We start from the raw sequence: 15,452 nt of genomic DNA, 5'->3' as shown, positions 1-15,452 counted from the left end.
GAAATTTGTACTTTAATTCAAGTCAGGGAGGTGAAGAATATTTTTAAAACATATAAAAAACTTTTTTCGCTTTTGTTATGCTTTATATTTATAGTAATAGGTACGTTTTTTATAAAATATTATTTTAAACCTTTTTTATTTATGATTCTAATGACTATAATTTGCACACCTATATATATAATTATGCTCAAATTAAAAATATCAAATAAAATTGCAGGTGTTTTAAGTATAATAATTGTTAATATTATTATAATTCTTATAGGAATATATTTAGGAAGCGAAATTATTAGTGTAGTTAGAAAGTTATATCTAACAAATTTGGATGTGATAAATAAATTAATTCAGGATATTTCTATTGCACTAAATATAGACTTTCAAAATTTAAAAATTGGGAGAAGTGTAATTTCTATAATTAATGACCAAAATATAAGAAGAGGAGCAGTAAGTACTGGAGAAAGTATTCTAGCTTATTTTATAGGGAATATATGTACATTTTTTGTATTAATTGATAAGCAAAGAATATTAGAATTAATTTCAATGTTATTTCCGAAAGATATAATGCTAAAATTTAAAAATCAAAAGGAAAATTTTATTCAAATGATTGTAATAGAAGGAATATTAGTGCTAATTACAACTCTAGAAATTATAATTGGATTTGTTATACTTAAAATTCCTAATTTTTTTACTCTTGGTGTGATATGCGGTATTTTAGATATTTTGCCATACGTTGGAACTATAATTGTATTTATTCCGATTATAATATACAATATTGTAATGAAGAATTTTCTTTGTGCATTTGGGCTTATATGTTTATATATATTAGTGCAAATCGTTAGGGAGATATTAGAGGCTAAATTTTTAGGTGACAAATTAGAGATTCATCCTCTTGTCATATTATTATCTATATATATTGGAGTGGAGGTCTTTGGTATTTTAGGAATATTAGTTGGACCGATGTATAGTATTTTAGCAAAAGAAATAATTTATAGCACAGATTAATTCAATTAACAATTAACAATGAAGGATAAAAGCTCACAGAGAAAGTTCTGCTATGCAAATACAAGATTTGGAGCATCACTTTTCCTTCGGAATTTATAAAAGTTTATTCAAACTTAAAATGTACAATTTTGAGTGAGATTTATGTATTCAAATTTTCATATGATTATAGATATATTGAATTAATTATGGTGATTGTTGTGCTTGGATTTTAGGAGGAAAAAGAATGAGAAAACTTTCTATACTAGGGGTTACGGGTTCCATAGGAACTCAAACTTTAGATGTAATTAGAAAATCAAATGGAGAATTAGGATTAATAGGAATAACCGCAAATACTTCAGTAGAAAAGGTTATTGAAATAATAGAAGAGTTTAAACCTCTTTATGTAGCTATGATGGATTTAAAAAGTGCTTATGAAATAAAGAATTATTGTAAAAAACAAAATAAAGCAATTGAAGTTTTAGAAGGTATAGAAGGGCTTAATAAAATAGCCTCTTTAGATGAAATTGACATAGTATTGACATCTGTAGTTGGTATGATAGGATTGGGACCTACTATGAAGGCTATAAAAGCTAAAAAGGATATTGCCCTTGCTAATAAAGAAACTTTAGTTGTTGCAGGGGAAATTGTAATGAAAGCTGCGAAAGAAAATAATATAAAGATACTTCCAGTAGATTCAGAACATAGTGCTATCTTTCAAGCTTTAAGAGGAAATGATATAAATACATTAAGAAAAGTTATTTTAACTGCATCAGGAGGCCCTTTTAGGGGGAAAATAATAGATGAATTAAAAGAAATAAAAGTAGAGGATGCACTAAAGCACCCAAAGTGGAATATGGGAAGAAAAATCTCTATAGATTCTGCAACACTTATGAATAAAGGACTTGAAGTAATAGAAGCACATTGGCTTTTCAATTGTGATTATGATAATATACAAGTTGTAGTACATCCACAAAGTATAATACATTCTATGGTAGAATATACTGATGGAAGTATAATAGCACAACTTGGAGCACAAGATATGAAATTGCCAATACAATATGCTCTCAATTATGAAAAAAGAGGAAATCTTATTGCGGATACAATAGATTTTTATGAAATATCAAAATTAACTTTTGAAAAACCAGACTCAGATACGTTTAAGGCATTAAATTTATCATTTAAAGCTGGGAAAATAGGCGGACTTATGCCAACTATTTTAAATGGAGCTAATGAAGCAGCCGTAGAGTTATTTTTAGATAAGAAAATAAAATTTTTAGAAATTTCAGATATAATAGAAAAATGTATGGAATTATTTAAGGCTGAAGTTAAAAACGAATTAACACTAGAAAATATTATTGATTTAGATAAAAGAGTAAAAGAATATGTTGTAGAAACATCAGTACTTTAAGGAGGTAATTTTTTGTATATACTATATATAATTATGGCTATATTAGCCTTTGGAGTTTTAATAATCGTTCATGAACTGGGGCATTTTACATTAGCAAAACTAAATGGTGTTAGGGTTGAAGAATTTTCTATTGGAATGGGCCCAAATGTTTTTTCAAAACAAGGAAAAGAAACGAAATATTCTTTGAGACTTTTCCCAATAGGTGGATATGTAAAAATGATGGGAGAAGAAGAGGCTGTTGAAGATGAAAGAAGTTTTTCTGCTAAATCTCCTTTAAGAAGAATAAGCATAATTATAGCTGGAGTTATTATGAATTATTTATTGGCAATAGCTATATTTACTACAATAACATACAATTTTGGATATAGACCAACAATTGCTGGTAACATAGAAAATGCATCACCTGCATATGAAGCAGGACTGATGAACGGTGATAAGATTTTAAAAATAGCAAATTCTAAAGTTTTTTCATTTGATGATATAATGGCTGATATATATTTATCAAAGGGGGAAACAATAAATTTTTTAGTTGATAGAAATGGTGACAAGAAAGATATAGCTATAACGCCTAAACTTAATGATGAAGGTCAATATAAAATAGGAATGGGTTTTGCTGAAAAAGTAGAAAACCCAAGTATGGGAACTAGTTTTAAGCAAAGTTTAAATCAAACAGCATCATTGGTGTCTCAAACTTTTAAAGGGCTTAAAATGATATTTACTGGGAAAGCAAACCTTAAAACCGATGTGGGTGGACCTGTTACAATAATTAAAATGTCAGCAGCAACTGCAGAATCAGGGATTTGGAATTTAGTCTATTTTGTTGGATTTTTAAGCGTAAATTTAGCAGTATTTAATTTATTACCTTTTCCAGCATTAGATGGTGGTTGGTGTGTAATATTATTAATTGAATTAATAACTAGAAGAAAAGTCCCAGATAAGATAGTTGAAAAATTAAATTATGCTGGATTTGCAGCGCTTATAGGACTTATGATATTAGTAACTATAAAAGATTTTGTATTTCCAGTCAACATTAAATAATTTAAGATTATATAGCTTGCTTACACGTGTAATTTTATGTGAGCAAGCTATTTTTATTAAGGAATTTTCCATTTTATAAGTTTACAATTATGTGTTTGAAGAGATATAATTACTAAGATGTAATACAAAATTTAAATTTTATAGTCTAGTAAATTTAATGAAATAGAATATTTTGATTGATGATATAAGTACATTTCTAATAGTTAAATTGGAAATGTAAAAAAATATTTTTATTAATTATAAAATGTATCTTGTTAATCTAAGCAATAGGATAGGTGGAGGAAATATGAAAAGAAGAATTTCAAAGAAGATTAAAGTTGGAAATATATATGTTGGGGGAGATGCCCCTATTACAGTACAATCAATGACTACAACTCAGACTAAAAATATAGATGATACATTAGAACAAATAAAAAAGTTATATGATGCAGGCTGCGATATTATAAGATGTGCAGTACTAGATATGGATGATGCGGAAGGTTTAAGAGAAATAACAAAGAAATCACCTATTCCAGTAGTTGCAGATATACATTTTGATTATAAGTTAGCTTTAAAAGCAATTGAAAATGGAGTTTCAGCTCTTAGAATAAATCCTGGTAATATAGGAAGCATAGATAGAATTAAAATTCTTAAAGAGGCTTGTGTGGAAAAACAAATACCCATAAGAATTGGTGTTAATTCTGGATCTTTAGAAAAAGATATTTTAGAAAAGTATGGTATGCCAACAGCAGAAGGATTAGTTGAAAGTGCACTCAGACATGTTAAAATTTTAGAGGATTTAGATTTTCATGAGATTGTCATATCAATAAAGTCATCTAATGTATCTATGATGATAGATTGTTATAGATTAATAGCTGGAAGATGTGATTATCCTCTTCATTTAGGAGTTACAGAAGCCGGAACTATTCAAAGAGGAACAATTAAATCAAGTATAGGAATTGGAACACTTCTTGCAGAAGGAATAGGAGATACTATAAGAGTATCGCTAACGACTGACCCAATTCATGAAATAAAGGTTGGGATTGAAATTTTAAAGACTCTTGGATTAAAGAAAAAAGGTGTTGAATTCGTATCTTGTCCCACTTGCGGAAGAACTCAAATAAATTTGATAAAGATTGCAGAAGAAGTTGAAAAAAGATTAGAAACTTACAAGAAAGATATAAAAGTTGCAGTTATGGGATGCGTTGTAAATGGACCGGGAGAAGCTAGAGAAGCTGATATTGGAATTGCTGGCGGCATCGGAGAAGGAATCATTTTTAAAAATGGCAAAGTTATAAAGAAGGTAAAAGAAGAAGACTTAGTTGATGCTCTTATGGAAGAAATAGATAAACTATAATTAATATTTAAAGAAAGCCAAAGGCTTTCAAAAACTCAACTGTTAATTGTTAACTAAATTTAAATATTCCTTGTATTGTAAAAATATTTGTGATATCATGTAAGTAGATTTATTTCTAATAGCTAGAAAAAAGGAGTGGGAAAGTTACCCGCTCTTTCTGTTTGTAACGCAACTAATCTAAGATAGTTGCGTTTTTGATTACAAATTTTAAAAATGCATAAGATAAGCTTAAGCTAGGTGTTTTTAAATGATGAAAGTGAGGGTTAGAAAATTGAAAAAGAATGCATTGATTGAAAAAATCGAAGAACTAATTGAACCTATTATTTCAGAATTATTGTATGAATTATATTATGTGGAATATATAAAGGAAAATGGAGAATTTTATTTAAGAATATATATAGATAAAAAAGATGATAGAATATCATTAGATGATTGTGTAGCAGTTTCAAGAAGAGTTAGTGAAATTTTAGATGTTGAAGATCCAATTAAGGATGCATATTTCTTAGAAGTTTCTTCACCAGGTCTTAATAGAGGCTTATATAAAGAAGAACATTTTAAAATGGTTATAGGAAAAGAAGTATTAGTTAAGCTTACTAGCTCAATTAATGAAACCAAAAGTGTAAAGGGAATATTAAAGGATGTTTTAGAAGACGCTATAGTAATAGACGCAGAAACAGAAGTTAAAATTCCAAAAGATAAAATAAAATTTGCAAATTTAGAAGGGGAAATATAGCAAGGAGGGTATAAAAATGAATGAAGAGTTTGTAGGTGCTCTTAAAGAATTAATTAAAGAAAAGGGGATTTCAGAAGAGTTACTTTTTACAACAATTCAAGATGCAATGGTTGCAGCATATAAGAAAAATTATGCTAATGCTAATACAAATGCGCAAAATGTAAAAGTAAATATGGACAGAGAAACGGGAGAAATACATGTCTATGCTCAGAAAACAGTAGTAGATGAGGTATATGATGATGTAACAGAAATTTCACTTGAGGATGCAAAAGAATTAAGTCCTAGAAATGAAGTTGATGATATTATAAACATAGAGGTGACTCCAAAAAACTTTGGAAGAGTTGCAGCTCAACTTGCAAAGCAAGTTGTTACTCAAAGAATTAAAGAAGCTGAAAGAAATATAATATATGATGAATATAAAGAAAAGGAATTTGATATAATTACAGGAATTATACTAAGAAAAGACAAAGGTATCGTTTTTGTTAATTTAGGAAAATTAGAAGGTATAATAGGCCCTAATGAACAAATTCCAAATGAGGAATATAATTTCAATGAAAGGTTAAAACTATATATAGTTGAAGTTAAGAATGGAACAAAGGGTCCTCAAATACATGTTTCAAGAACACATCCAGGATTAGTTAAAAGATTATTTGAACTTGAAGTACCAGAAATTTTTGAAGGCGTAGTTGAAATTAAGAATATTTCAAGAGAAGCAGGTTCAAGAAGTAAAATAGCTGTATATTCTAACAATGAAGAAGTAGATCCAATGGGAGCTTGTGTAGGACCTAAAGGAGCAAGAGTACAAAGTATAGTTAATGAACTTAAAAATGAAAAGATAGATATAATAAAATGGAGTAAAAAGCCAGAAGAATTTATAGCTAATTCATTAAGTCCAGCAAAAGTTTTAGAAGTAGTAGTTAATGAAGATAACAAAACTTGCAAGGTTGTTGTAGATGATAATCAACTATCACTAGCAATTGGTAAAGAAGGTCAAAATGTAAGACTTGCAGCTAAACTTACAAATTGGAAGATAGATATTAAGAATAAAACTCAAAAAGATGCTCAAGATGCAGAAGAAGAAAGAATTCTAAACACTGAAGTAGAAATAGAAAATGAAAATACTACGGACTTAAGTGAATTAGAAATTTCAGATGATATTGAAGTTGATGATTCAAATGAAGATGCTTCAATTGAAAAAATAGAAGAATAGTGAGGTGCTTTTCATGAAGGTTAAGAAAATTCCTTTAAGAATGTGCACAGGTTGCATGGAAATGAAACCAAAGAAAGAATTAATTAGAATAGTGAAAACTCCAGAAGAAGATGTTTGTGTCGATTTAACTGGTAAAAAATCGGGAAGAGGCGCATACATTTGCAAAAACATAGAATGCTTCGAAAAAGCATTTAAAACAAAAAGACTTAGTAGAAACTTGGAAATTCCTATAAGTGAAGAAATTTATGATAAACTAAAGGATGAAGTTAATAATGAATAAGTTTTTCAACTTTTTAAGTATTGCAAAAAAATCAGGGAATTTGCTTGAAGGATATAGTAAATGTGATGATTATAGAAATAAAACTAAAATCTATATGTTTATAATATCTAATGATTTATCAGATAAATCTAAGGATAAATTTAAAAAACATTGTATAGAAAAAAATATACCATATATTGAAGATTTCTCGAAAGAGGAACTAGGAACTCCAATTGGGCGTAAAGAAATTATGCTACTTGGAATACTGGATAACGATATAGCAAAAAAAATGTTGTCGTTATACGAGGAGGAAAAAAATATATGAGTAGATAATAATATGGGGGTGACTGCATGTCAAAAATAAGAGTGCATGAATTAGCAAAAGAATTAAACATCGAGTCAAAGGAATTAATAACTATATTAATGGAAGAATTTAATATAGAAGCAAAAAATCATATGAGTACAATTGAAGATGATGATGCTATATTAATAAAGGAATTATTAGCAGAAAGAGCAGAAAATTCAGTGGTAAAAACTGAAACTTCAAAGAGCATCGTTGACGTATATGAAGATGAATTAGCGGAACAACTTAACAATGTAAGTAGAAAAAAGAAAAAAACTAGAAGAGAAGAAGAAGAAGAAGCTTTAAAAATTGAAGCTGAGAAAAGTATGGAAGATGCTAGAGTAATAGAAATAGGTGAAAGCATAACAGTTAAGGAATTAGCTGAAAAGCTAGAGAAACCTACAAATGATGTAATAAGAACATTGATGTTTTCAGGAGTTATGGCGGGAGTAAATCAAGAAGTAGATTTCGAAACAGCAAAAAAAGTATGTGTTGAATATCAAGTTATTGTTGAAAAGAAAGAAGAAAGCCAAGAGTTAGAAGTTTTGGAAATCGAAGAAGATGATGAAGAAGATCTTCAAAAGAGACCACCAATTGTAACTGTTATGGGTCACGTTGACCACGGTAAGACATCACTACTTGATTGTATAAGAAAAGCAAAGGTTACTGATTCAGAAGCAGGCGGGATAACTCAACATATAGGAGCTTATACTATTACATTAAATGGAGAAGAAATAACTTTCTTAGATACTCCAGGTCATGAAGCTTTCACAGCAATGAGAGCTAGAGGAGCACAAATCACAGATATTGTTATATTAGTTGTAGCAGCTGATGATGGAATTATGCCACAAACTAAAGAAGCTATTGATCACTGTAAAGCTGCCGGAGTTCCAATAGTAGTTGCAATAAATAAAATTGATAAACCAGGCGCTAATATTGATAGAGTTAAACAAGAATTAGCAGATCGTGGATTGCTTACAGAAGATTGGGGCGGAGATACTATAAGTGTAGAAGTATCTGCAAAACAAAATTTAAATATTGATAAGTTACTTGAAATGGTTCTTCTTTCAGCAGAAATGCTTGAACTTAAAGCTAATGAAAATAGAAGAGCAAGAGGAACTGTAATTGAAGCTAAACTTGATAAAGGTAGAGGTTCAGTTGCTAGTTTATTAATTCAAAATGGAACTTTAAGAGTTGGAGATTCAATTGCAGTTGGCTCTACATATGGTAGAATAAGAGCTATGTTTGATGATACTGGTAAAAACATTAAATCTGCAGGTCCATCAATTCCAGTAGAAGTTTTAGGACTTTCAGAAGTGCCAGAAGCAGGAGATAGATTTAATCAAGTAAAAGACGAAAAAACTGCTAGAAATATGGCTGAGAGCAGAAAAAGCAACTTAAAAGCAGAAACTTTACTTGCAAATCATAGAGTTTCATTAGAAGACTTATATAACCAAATTAAAGAAGGTAGTGTTAAAGAACTTGCTATAATAGTAAAAGCAGACGTTCAAGGTTCTGTTGAAGCTATTAAGCAATCATTAGAAAAACTTTCTACTGATGATGTAAAGGTAAGAGTTATTCATGGTGGTGTTGGAGCTATAACTGAAACAGATATAACACTTGCAAATGCTTCTAATGCAATAGTTATAGGGTTTAATGTAAGACCTGATAATAATGCAGCATTCCAAGCAGACAGAGATGGTGTAGATGTTAAGAACTATAGAATTATCTATGATGCAATTGATGATGTTAAAGCAGCTATGATAGGAATGCTTGATCCAATATACAGAGAAGTTATATTAGGTTCTGCAGAAATAAGATCAATATATAAGATTTCAAATGTTGGAACAATAGCAGGATGTTACGTATTAAATGGTAAGCTTCAAAGAAATGCAGAAGTAAGAGTTATAAGAGATGGAATAGTAATTTTTGAATCAACATTATCATCACTTAAGAGATTTAAAGATGATGCAAAAGAAGTAAATGCCGGATATGAATGTGGTTTAACTGTAGATAAATTCAATAATATTAAAGAGGGCGACATCGTTGAATGCTTTATGATGGAAGCAATTAAGAGAAAAGAACTTTAAAAGAGGTGAAGTAAACATGGCTAATTATAGAGGTGGAAGAATTAACGAAGAGTATAAAAGAGAAATTAGTAATTTAATTCAAAATGAAATTAAAGATCCAAGACTTACAGCTATGATTTCAGTTACTGATGTTCAAGTTACTAAAGACTTAAGATATGCTAAGGTTTATGTAAGTATATTCACTAAAGATGATGAAGAAAAGAAAAGTAATCTTGAGGCATTAAAGCGTTCAAGTGGGTTCGTAAGAAAAGCAATAGGTCAAAAAGTAAATTTAAGACACACCCCAGAAATAATTTTTGAATTAGATGATTCTATAAACTATGGTATGCATATGGATGAATTAATTCACAAGATAAGTAAAGAATAATGAATTTTAAGGCTATAAAAGAAGAAATTTTAAAATCAAAAAGAATTGGATTATCATTTCATGCATCTCCAGATGGAGATGCTATAGGGAGCATATTAGCACTTTTAAATGCACTTAGATATTTAGGAAAGGATTCTTATATTATATCAAGAGATGTTATTTCTGATAACTTCTCTTTCCTTTCTTTATCTAATGAGATTGATGGCAATACACCAGGACCTAAAATGAATACTGATTTAGTAATAGTATTAGATTGTGGTAATGCTGACAGAATATCTGCAGATTTAGATAATTATAATGGAAAGATAATTAATATAGATCATCATATTTCTAATGAAAAGTATGGATTTATTAATTATGTAGATGTAAATGCAGCTGCTACATGTGAGATATCATATTTATTAATAAAGGAACTTGGAATTGAATTTAATAATAAAACTGATATTGAAATAGCTATAGGAAGTGCAGTTTATACTGGGATTGTAACAGATACAGGTTCCTTTAGACATTCAAATGTTACAAGTAGAACTCATGAGATAGCATCCAAACTTATTGAACTTGGAGTTGATAATAGCAAGGTTCATACTAGTCTTTTTGATAATAAGCCTTTTAATAAAGTGAAATTAATGGGAAGTGTTTTATCTAATATAGAGCTTGTTTTAGACAACAAGGTAGCAGTCCTTCAAATACCAAAAGGAATGCTGGAAGATTTTAATCTAATAAATACTGATACTTCAGACCTAAGTTCAGTTGGACTTGGAATTAAAGGTGTAGAAGTTTCTATGCTTCTAAAAGAAGTAAAAGATGGTGTTAAAGGAAGTTTAAGATCTAAGAACAATGTAGATGTAAGGAAAGTCGCCGAAGTGTATGGTGGTGGTGGTCATATAAAGGCTGCTGGAGTTATGCTAAAAGGTGTAGATATTATAGAAGCAAAAGAAAAATTATTAAATGCACTCAAAGAAGAAATGCACCTATGAAAGAAGAAATAAAAACTTCACCTATTAAAAAAGGGGATAGGAGCTTTAATTATGAAAAAAGAAACTTCACATATAAATGGAGTATTAAATGTATTTAAAAATAAAGGAATGACTTCTTTTGATGTAGTTAGAAAAATTAAATTTTTAGCTCATGAAAAAAAAGTTGGACATACTGGAACTTTAGATCCTGAAGCAACTGGAGTTCTTCCAGTTTGTCTCGGGAAAGCTACAAAAACTATAGATTATATTATGAATAGTAAAAAAGTATATGATGTTAAATTATTACTTGGAACAAAAACAACTACATATGATTTAGAAGGTGACGTAGTAGAAAGAAAGAACACAGAACATCTTACAGAAGATGAAGTTTCAGATGTTGTATTATCTTTTATTGGAGAATATGATCAAGTTCCACCAATGTATTCTGCACTTAAAAAAAATGGAGTAAGACTTTATGACTTAGCTAGACAAGGTATTGAAATAGAAAGAGAAGCTAGAAGAATTAATATATATAATATATCTAATTTGGAAATTGATTTACCTTATGTATACATGAAAGTAGCTTGTTCAAAAGGAACATACATAAGAAGTTTATGTTACGATATTGGTGAAAAGTTGAATGTAGGCGGAACTATGGCAGAGCTGAATAGATCGGAGACATCTATTTTTACACAGGAAAATAGTGTTAATATAGAAAATTTAACTGAAGAAAATATACAAGAATATATAATAACTATTGAAGAGGCTCTTTCGTTTTATCCTAAAATCACTGTAAATAGTTCGTTTACTAAATTGTTAGTGAATGGAGTTAAAGTTTTTGATAGGCGGCTAACAAATGAAAGATGCGAAAAAAATGTTTTATATAGAGTATATGATAGTGAAGAAATTTTCATAGGTATTGGAAAACAAGATGATGAGGGCTTTAAAATTGAAAAATTGTTGCTTTAAGCATATTTGATTTGCATATACCTAATTACTTTTTTAGATGCCTTAATTTGGGAGTGAAGACATGATTATTATAAATAAAGATTTAAAAGATATTCAAAAATTTAATAATTATATAGCGCTTGGAAGTTTTGATGGACTTCATATTGGGCATCTTTCTTTAATATATAAAGTGGTAGAGATTGCTAAGAAGAATAACGGTAAAAGCATGGTTTTTACATTTAAAAATCATCCTAAAACCTTTATAAATAAAGAGCATGTAACTAAACTTTTGATGGATAATGATAGAAAAGTTGAAATTTTAACAACTTACAAAGTAGATATAGTTTGTTTTCAGGAATTTAATCTTGAATTTATGAAAATGACACCGGAAGAATTTGTGGAGTTTTTAGTGATTAAGTATAATGTAAAAGGATTTGTTGTAGGTTTTAATTATAAATTTGGATACAAAAACTTAGGTAATATAGAACTGCTGAAAAAACTACAAAATAAGTATGGATATGAATTATGTGTTATGGAGCCATGTACATATAAAACACAAGTTATAAGCAGCACTAGAATAAGAAAATCTTTAGAAGATGGAGATGTTTTAGAGGCTAGTAAAATGCTTAGCTTACCATATGCATTAAGTGGGGAAGTTATTAACGGAAAGAAGATTGGAAGAACTATAGGATTTCCAACAGCAAACTTAAAATATAATGAAAAATTTATTTTACCTAAAGTTGGTGTATATTATACCAATATAAAGGTGAATAATAATATATATAAAGGAATTACATCAGTAGGAAACAATCCTACTGTACAAGGTGAAAAATTAACAATAGAAACATATATTTTAGACTATAATAAAAACATTTATGGAGAAAAAATTGACATAAATTTTATAAAAAAAATTCGAGATATGAAAAAATTTAATAGCGTAGAAGAATTAAAAAATCAGCTTGAAAAAGACAAATCTTTTGCAAAAAATGAGAATTACATGTCGAGTTTAATAATATAGTTTACAATAATAGTTACTTTTGATATAATAACACATGGAACCTACTTCTAAGTTTTAAGGTGCCATCTTTTTACTTGGAACTGGGGGATAATATAATACACGGAGGTGCACTTATAATGGATAAGGCAAGAAAATTAGAATTAATCAAACAATTTGGAAGAAGTGAAGGAGATACTGGTTCTCCAGAAGTTCAAGTAGCATTACTTACTGAAAGAATCAAATCTTTAACTGAACATTTAAAAGTTCATAAGAAAGATCATCATTCAAGAAGAGGACTATTAATGATGGTAGGACAAAGAAGAGGTCTTTTAAACTATTTAAGTGATCAAGATATCGAAAGATACAGAACTTTAATCAAAGAATTAGGATTAAGAAGATAATTTTTAGAGCGGAGTTTTTCCGCTCTATTATTTTAAAAAATAAACACCTATGGAAAGAGTGAGTAGAACAATTTCGAACATTTCACCTATAGAAAAAGCACGAAGTGCAATCAAGAACATGTTACATTTTAATATTTAAAAAATTATAATAAATAGATGAACCTAAAGGGAGGTCAAAATTATGAATAACGTTCTAACGACTGAAATCGCTGGAAGAGTATTGAAAGTTGAATTCGGAAAAGTAGGTATGTTATCAAACGCAGCAACATTTACTAGCTATGGAGACACAGTAATTTTAACTAATGTTAATGCATCAGAACAACCACGACAAGGAATAGATTTCTTTCCTCTAAGCGTTGAATATGAAGAAAGATTATATGCAGTAGGTAAAATTCCAGGTGGATTTATTAAGAGAGAAGCTAGACCGTCAGAAAGAGCTATATTAAATGGTAGAGCTGTTGATAGAACTCTAAGACCTCTATTTCCTCACGGATACAGAAATGATGTTCAAGTAGTTAATACAATAGTATCTGTTGAAAATGACAATTTACCTGAAATATTAGCAATTAATGCAGCGTCACTTGCATTATGTCTTTCAAGTATTCCATACACAATTCCAGCTGCTGCAGTGCAAGTGGGAATTATAGATGGTAAATTTGTTGTAAATCCAGATACTGAAGCACGTGGGAAGAGTACTCTTTTTTTAACAGTATGTACTACAAAAGAAAGAGTAATGATGGTTGAAGCTGGTGGAAACGAAATACCAGAAGATACTATGATAGATGCTATTAAATATGGTTTTGATGAATGTCAAAAGATTATTGCATTCCAAGAAGAAGCTGTAGCTAAATTTGGAAAGACAAAGGATGTACCAGTATTATATACTGTAGATGCAGAACTTGAAAAAGATATTAAAGAATTTGCTCAAGATATGGTTAAAGAAGCAATGTATATCATGGATAAGGATCCAAGAAATGCAGCTATAGATGCAGTAAATGAAAAAGTTAAAGCAGAATTCGGTGAAAAATATGCTGATAAATCAGGGGATATAAAAGAAGTTCTTTATACAATGCAAAAGAAAGTTGTAAGAAACATGCTTTTAAAGGATAAGAGAAGACCTGATGGAAGAGCATTTGACCAAGTTAGACCTTTGGCTTGCGAAGTAGGAATTTTACCTAGAACACATGGTACAGGATTATTTACAAGAGGATTAACTCAAGTAATGACTGTTGCAACACTTGGATCAATTAGCGAAATTCAAATATTAGATGGAATAGATGAAGCAAAATCTAAAAGATATATGCATCATTACAACTTCCCAGGATATAGTGTTGGAGAAGTAAAACCTTTAAGAGGACCTGGTAGACGTGAAATTGGTCATGGAGCATTAGCAGAAAGAGCTCTTTTACCGCTGCTTCCATCAGAAGAAGAATTCCCATATACTATTAGATTAGTATCAGAAGTTTTAAGTTCAAATGGATCAACTTCTCAAGCATCAGTTTGTGGTTCGACATTAGCATTATTAGATGCAGGTGTACCTCTTAAAAGACCAGTTGCAGGTATTGCAATGGGATTAATAACATCAGATGATCTATCAGAAGAAGCGGTAATAACTGATATTCAAGGAATAGAAGATTTCTTCGGAGATATGGACTTTAAGGTAGCAGGAACAACAGAAGGTATAACATCAATTCAAGTGGATACTAAGCTTCATGGATTTAGTTTTAATGTAGTAGAAAATGCAATTCGCGATGCAAGAAAAGCAAGACTTACTATAATTGATAAAATAAATGAATGTATGGCATCTCCTAGAGAAGATGTTTCATTATATGCACCAAAGACTCAAACAATGAGCATAAATCCAGATAAGATAAGAGATGTAATTGGAGCTGGTGGTAAGGTTATAAACAAGATAATACAAGATACAGGCGTTAAAATTGACATAAAAGAAGATGGAACTGTATTTGTAAGTTCAACTGACCACGAAGGTGTTACAAAAGCTCTTAAAATAATAGAAGCTTTAACTAAAGAGTTTAAAGCTGGAGAAGTTTATTTGGGAAAAGTTACTAAGATAACTACATTTGGAGCATTTGTTGAAATTTTACCTGGAAAAGAAGGCTTAGTTCATATTTCTAAGTTAGCTAAAGAAAGAGTAAATAAAGTAGAAGATGTAGTATCAATTGGAGATGAAATTTTAGTTAAGGTTACAGAAGTTGATAACCAAGGTAGAATAAATCTTTCAAGAAAAGATGCTTTAGAAGAACAAGAAAATAAAGAAGCTAAATAAAGGGCAATTAATTGCCTTTTTTAGGCATATTAAAGAAAATAGTAAGTCTATGATGCGATGTATATTTCCAGCTAGACAAGGAAGTATGCTTGCCTTATAGT

At 29.6% G+C, this 15,452-nt stretch carries 15 protein-coding genes; all 15 read left to right on the top strand.

The genetic code is table 11. The annotated features are described in order from the left end of the window. The first annotated feature begins 30 nt into the window (after positions 1-30). The 15 genes from psyc5s11_RS20515 to psyc5s11_RS20445 all read left to right on the top strand — a co-directional run bounded on the left by psyc5s11_RS20515 (position 31) and on the right by psyc5s11_RS20445 (position 15,351). Positions 31-999, top strand: coding sequence for an AI-2E family transporter (locus tag psyc5s11_RS20515; protein WP_224034334.1), 969 nt, complete (start codon positions 31-33; stop codon positions 997-999). Positions 1,000-1,222: 223 nt separating this feature from the next. Then, on the top strand, positions 1,223-2,386 hold the full coding sequence (gene dxr / locus psyc5s11_RS20510; RefSeq protein ID WP_224034333.1) for a 1-deoxy-D-xylulose-5-phosphate reductoisomerase: 1,164 nt from the start codon (positions 1,223-1,225) through the stop codon (positions 2,384-2,386). A 33-nt stretch (positions 2,387-2,419) separates the two neighbouring features. Then, a complete protein-coding gene (locus tag psyc5s11_RS20505; RefSeq protein WP_224038240.1) occupies positions 2,420-3,424 on the top strand; it encodes a M50 family metallopeptidase in 1,005 nt (334 codons plus the stop codon). A gap of 286 nt (positions 3,425-3,710) precedes the next feature. Next, the gene (gene ispG / locus psyc5s11_RS20500; protein WP_224034332.1) at positions 3,711-4,760 is read left to right on the top strand and encodes a flavodoxin-dependent (E)-4-hydroxy-3-methylbut-2-enyl-diphosphate synthase; all 1,050 of its coding nucleotides are present in this window, start codon (positions 3,711-3,713) and stop codon (positions 4,758-4,760) included. Positions 4,761-5,031: 271 nt separating this feature from the next. After that, a complete protein-coding gene (gene rimP, locus psyc5s11_RS20495; RefSeq protein ID WP_224034331.1) occupies positions 5,032-5,493 on the top strand; it encodes a ribosome maturation factor RimP in 462 nt (153 codons plus the stop codon). Between the two features lie 16 nt (positions 5,494-5,509). Next, positions 5,510-6,703, top strand: a complete 1,194-nt coding sequence (gene nusA, locus psyc5s11_RS20490; RefSeq protein ID WP_224034330.1) for a transcription termination factor NusA — start codon at positions 5,510-5,512, stop codon at positions 6,701-6,703. A 13-nt stretch (positions 6,704-6,716) separates the two neighbouring features. After that, positions 6,717-6,983: an RNase P modulator RnpM gene (gene rnpM, locus psyc5s11_RS20485; RefSeq protein ID WP_224034329.1), complete on the top strand. Its 267-nt coding sequence runs from the start codon at positions 6,717-6,719 to the stop codon at positions 6,981-6,983. Beyond that, positions 6,976-7,287 carry a ribosomal L7Ae/L30e/S12e/Gadd45 family protein gene (locus psyc5s11_RS20480; RefSeq protein ID WP_224034328.1) on the top strand — a complete coding sequence of 104 codons (312 nt, stop codon included), beginning with the start codon at positions 6,976-6,978 and terminating at the stop codon, positions 7,285-7,287. Before rnpM ends, psyc5s11_RS20480 begins: the two co-directional genes overlap by 8 nt. 26 nt (positions 7,288-7,313) lie before the next feature. Then, positions 7,314-9,395, top strand: coding sequence for a translation initiation factor IF-2 (gene infB / locus psyc5s11_RS20475; RefSeq protein WP_224034327.1), 2,082 nt, complete (start codon positions 7,314-7,316; stop codon positions 9,393-9,395). Between the two features lie 16 nt (positions 9,396-9,411). Further along, positions 9,412-9,762 carry a 30S ribosome-binding factor RbfA gene (gene rbfA, locus psyc5s11_RS20470; RefSeq protein WP_224034326.1) on the top strand — a complete coding sequence of 117 codons (351 nt, stop codon included), beginning with the start codon at positions 9,412-9,414 and terminating at the stop codon, positions 9,760-9,762. Beyond that, a complete protein-coding gene (locus tag psyc5s11_RS20465) occupies positions 9,762-10,739 on the top strand; it encodes a DHH family phosphoesterase (RefSeq protein ID WP_224034325.1) in 978 nt (325 codons plus the stop codon). The genes rbfA and psyc5s11_RS20465 overlap by 1 nt, the downstream gene beginning before the upstream one ends. A 72-nt stretch (positions 10,740-10,811) precedes the next feature. Beyond that, a complete protein-coding gene (gene truB / locus psyc5s11_RS20460; RefSeq protein WP_224038239.1) occupies positions 10,812-11,687 on the top strand; it encodes a tRNA pseudouridine(55) synthase TruB in 876 nt (291 codons plus the stop codon). A 61-nt stretch (positions 11,688-11,748) separates the two neighbouring features. Further along, positions 11,749-12,684, top strand: coding sequence for a bifunctional riboflavin kinase/FAD synthetase (locus psyc5s11_RS20455; protein WP_224034324.1), 936 nt, complete (start codon positions 11,749-11,751; stop codon positions 12,682-12,684). Positions 12,685-12,800: 116 nt separating this feature from the next. Next, a complete protein-coding gene (rpsO, locus tag psyc5s11_RS20450) occupies positions 12,801-13,064 on the top strand; it encodes a 30S ribosomal protein S15 (RefSeq protein ID WP_224034323.1) in 264 nt (87 codons plus the stop codon). Between the two features lie 181 nt (positions 13,065-13,245). Beyond that, positions 13,246-15,351, top strand: coding sequence for a polyribonucleotide nucleotidyltransferase (locus psyc5s11_RS20445; RefSeq protein WP_224034322.1), 2,106 nt, complete (start codon positions 13,246-13,248; stop codon positions 15,349-15,351). Positions 15,352-15,452: the final 101 nt, after the last annotated feature.

The organism is Clostridium gelidum (genome assembly GCF_019977655.1).
Classification (GTDB): domain Bacteria; phylum Bacillota; class Clostridia; order Clostridiales; family Clostridiaceae; genus Clostridium; species Clostridium gelidum.
Note: the sequence above shows the minus strand (reverse complement) of the source record. Positions and strands in the feature narration are given on the sequence as shown.

Bases quoted from the DNA above. Each gene is read 5' to 3' on its own strand.
- dxr (WP_224034333.1), top strand. From the start codon at position 1,223: ATGAGAAAACTTTCTATACTAGGGGTTACGGGTTCCATAGGAACTCAA.
- rbfA (WP_224034326.1), top strand. From the start codon at position 9,412: ATGGCTAATTATAGAGGTGGAAGAATTAACGAAGAGTATAAAAGAGAA.
- psyc5s11_RS20505 (WP_224038240.1), top strand. From the start codon at position 2,420: ATGGCTATATTAGCCTTTGGAGTTTTAATAATCGTTCATGAACTGGGG.
- nusA (WP_224034330.1), top strand. From the start codon at position 5,510: ATGAATGAAGAGTTTGTAGGTGCTCTTAAAGAATTAATTAAAGAAAAG.
- psyc5s11_RS20455 (WP_224034324.1), top strand. From the start codon at position 11,749: ATGATTATTATAAATAAAGATTTAAAAGATATTCAAAAATTTAATAAT.
- psyc5s11_RS20465 (WP_224034325.1), top strand. From the start codon at position 9,762: ATGAATTTTAAGGCTATAAAAGAAGAAATTTTAAAATCAAAAAGAATT.
- psyc5s11_RS20480 (WP_224034328.1), top strand. From the start codon at position 6,976: ATGAATAAGTTTTTCAACTTTTTAAGTATTGCAAAAAAATCAGGGAAT.
- rnpM (WP_224034329.1), top strand. From the start codon at position 6,717: ATGAAGGTTAAGAAAATTCCTTTAAGAATGTGCACAGGTTGCATGGAA.
- infB (WP_224034327.1), top strand. From the start codon at position 7,314: ATGTCAAAAATAAGAGTGCATGAATTAGCAAAAGAATTAAACATCGAG.
- rpsO (WP_224034323.1), top strand. From the start codon at position 12,801: ATGGATAAGGCAAGAAAATTAGAATTAATCAAACAATTTGGAAGAAGT.
- ispG (WP_224034332.1), top strand. From the start codon at position 3,711: ATGAAAAGAAGAATTTCAAAGAAGATTAAAGTTGGAAATATATATGTT.
- psyc5s11_RS20445 (WP_224034322.1), top strand. From the start codon at position 13,246: ATGAATAACGTTCTAACGACTGAAATCGCTGGAAGAGTATTGAAAGTT.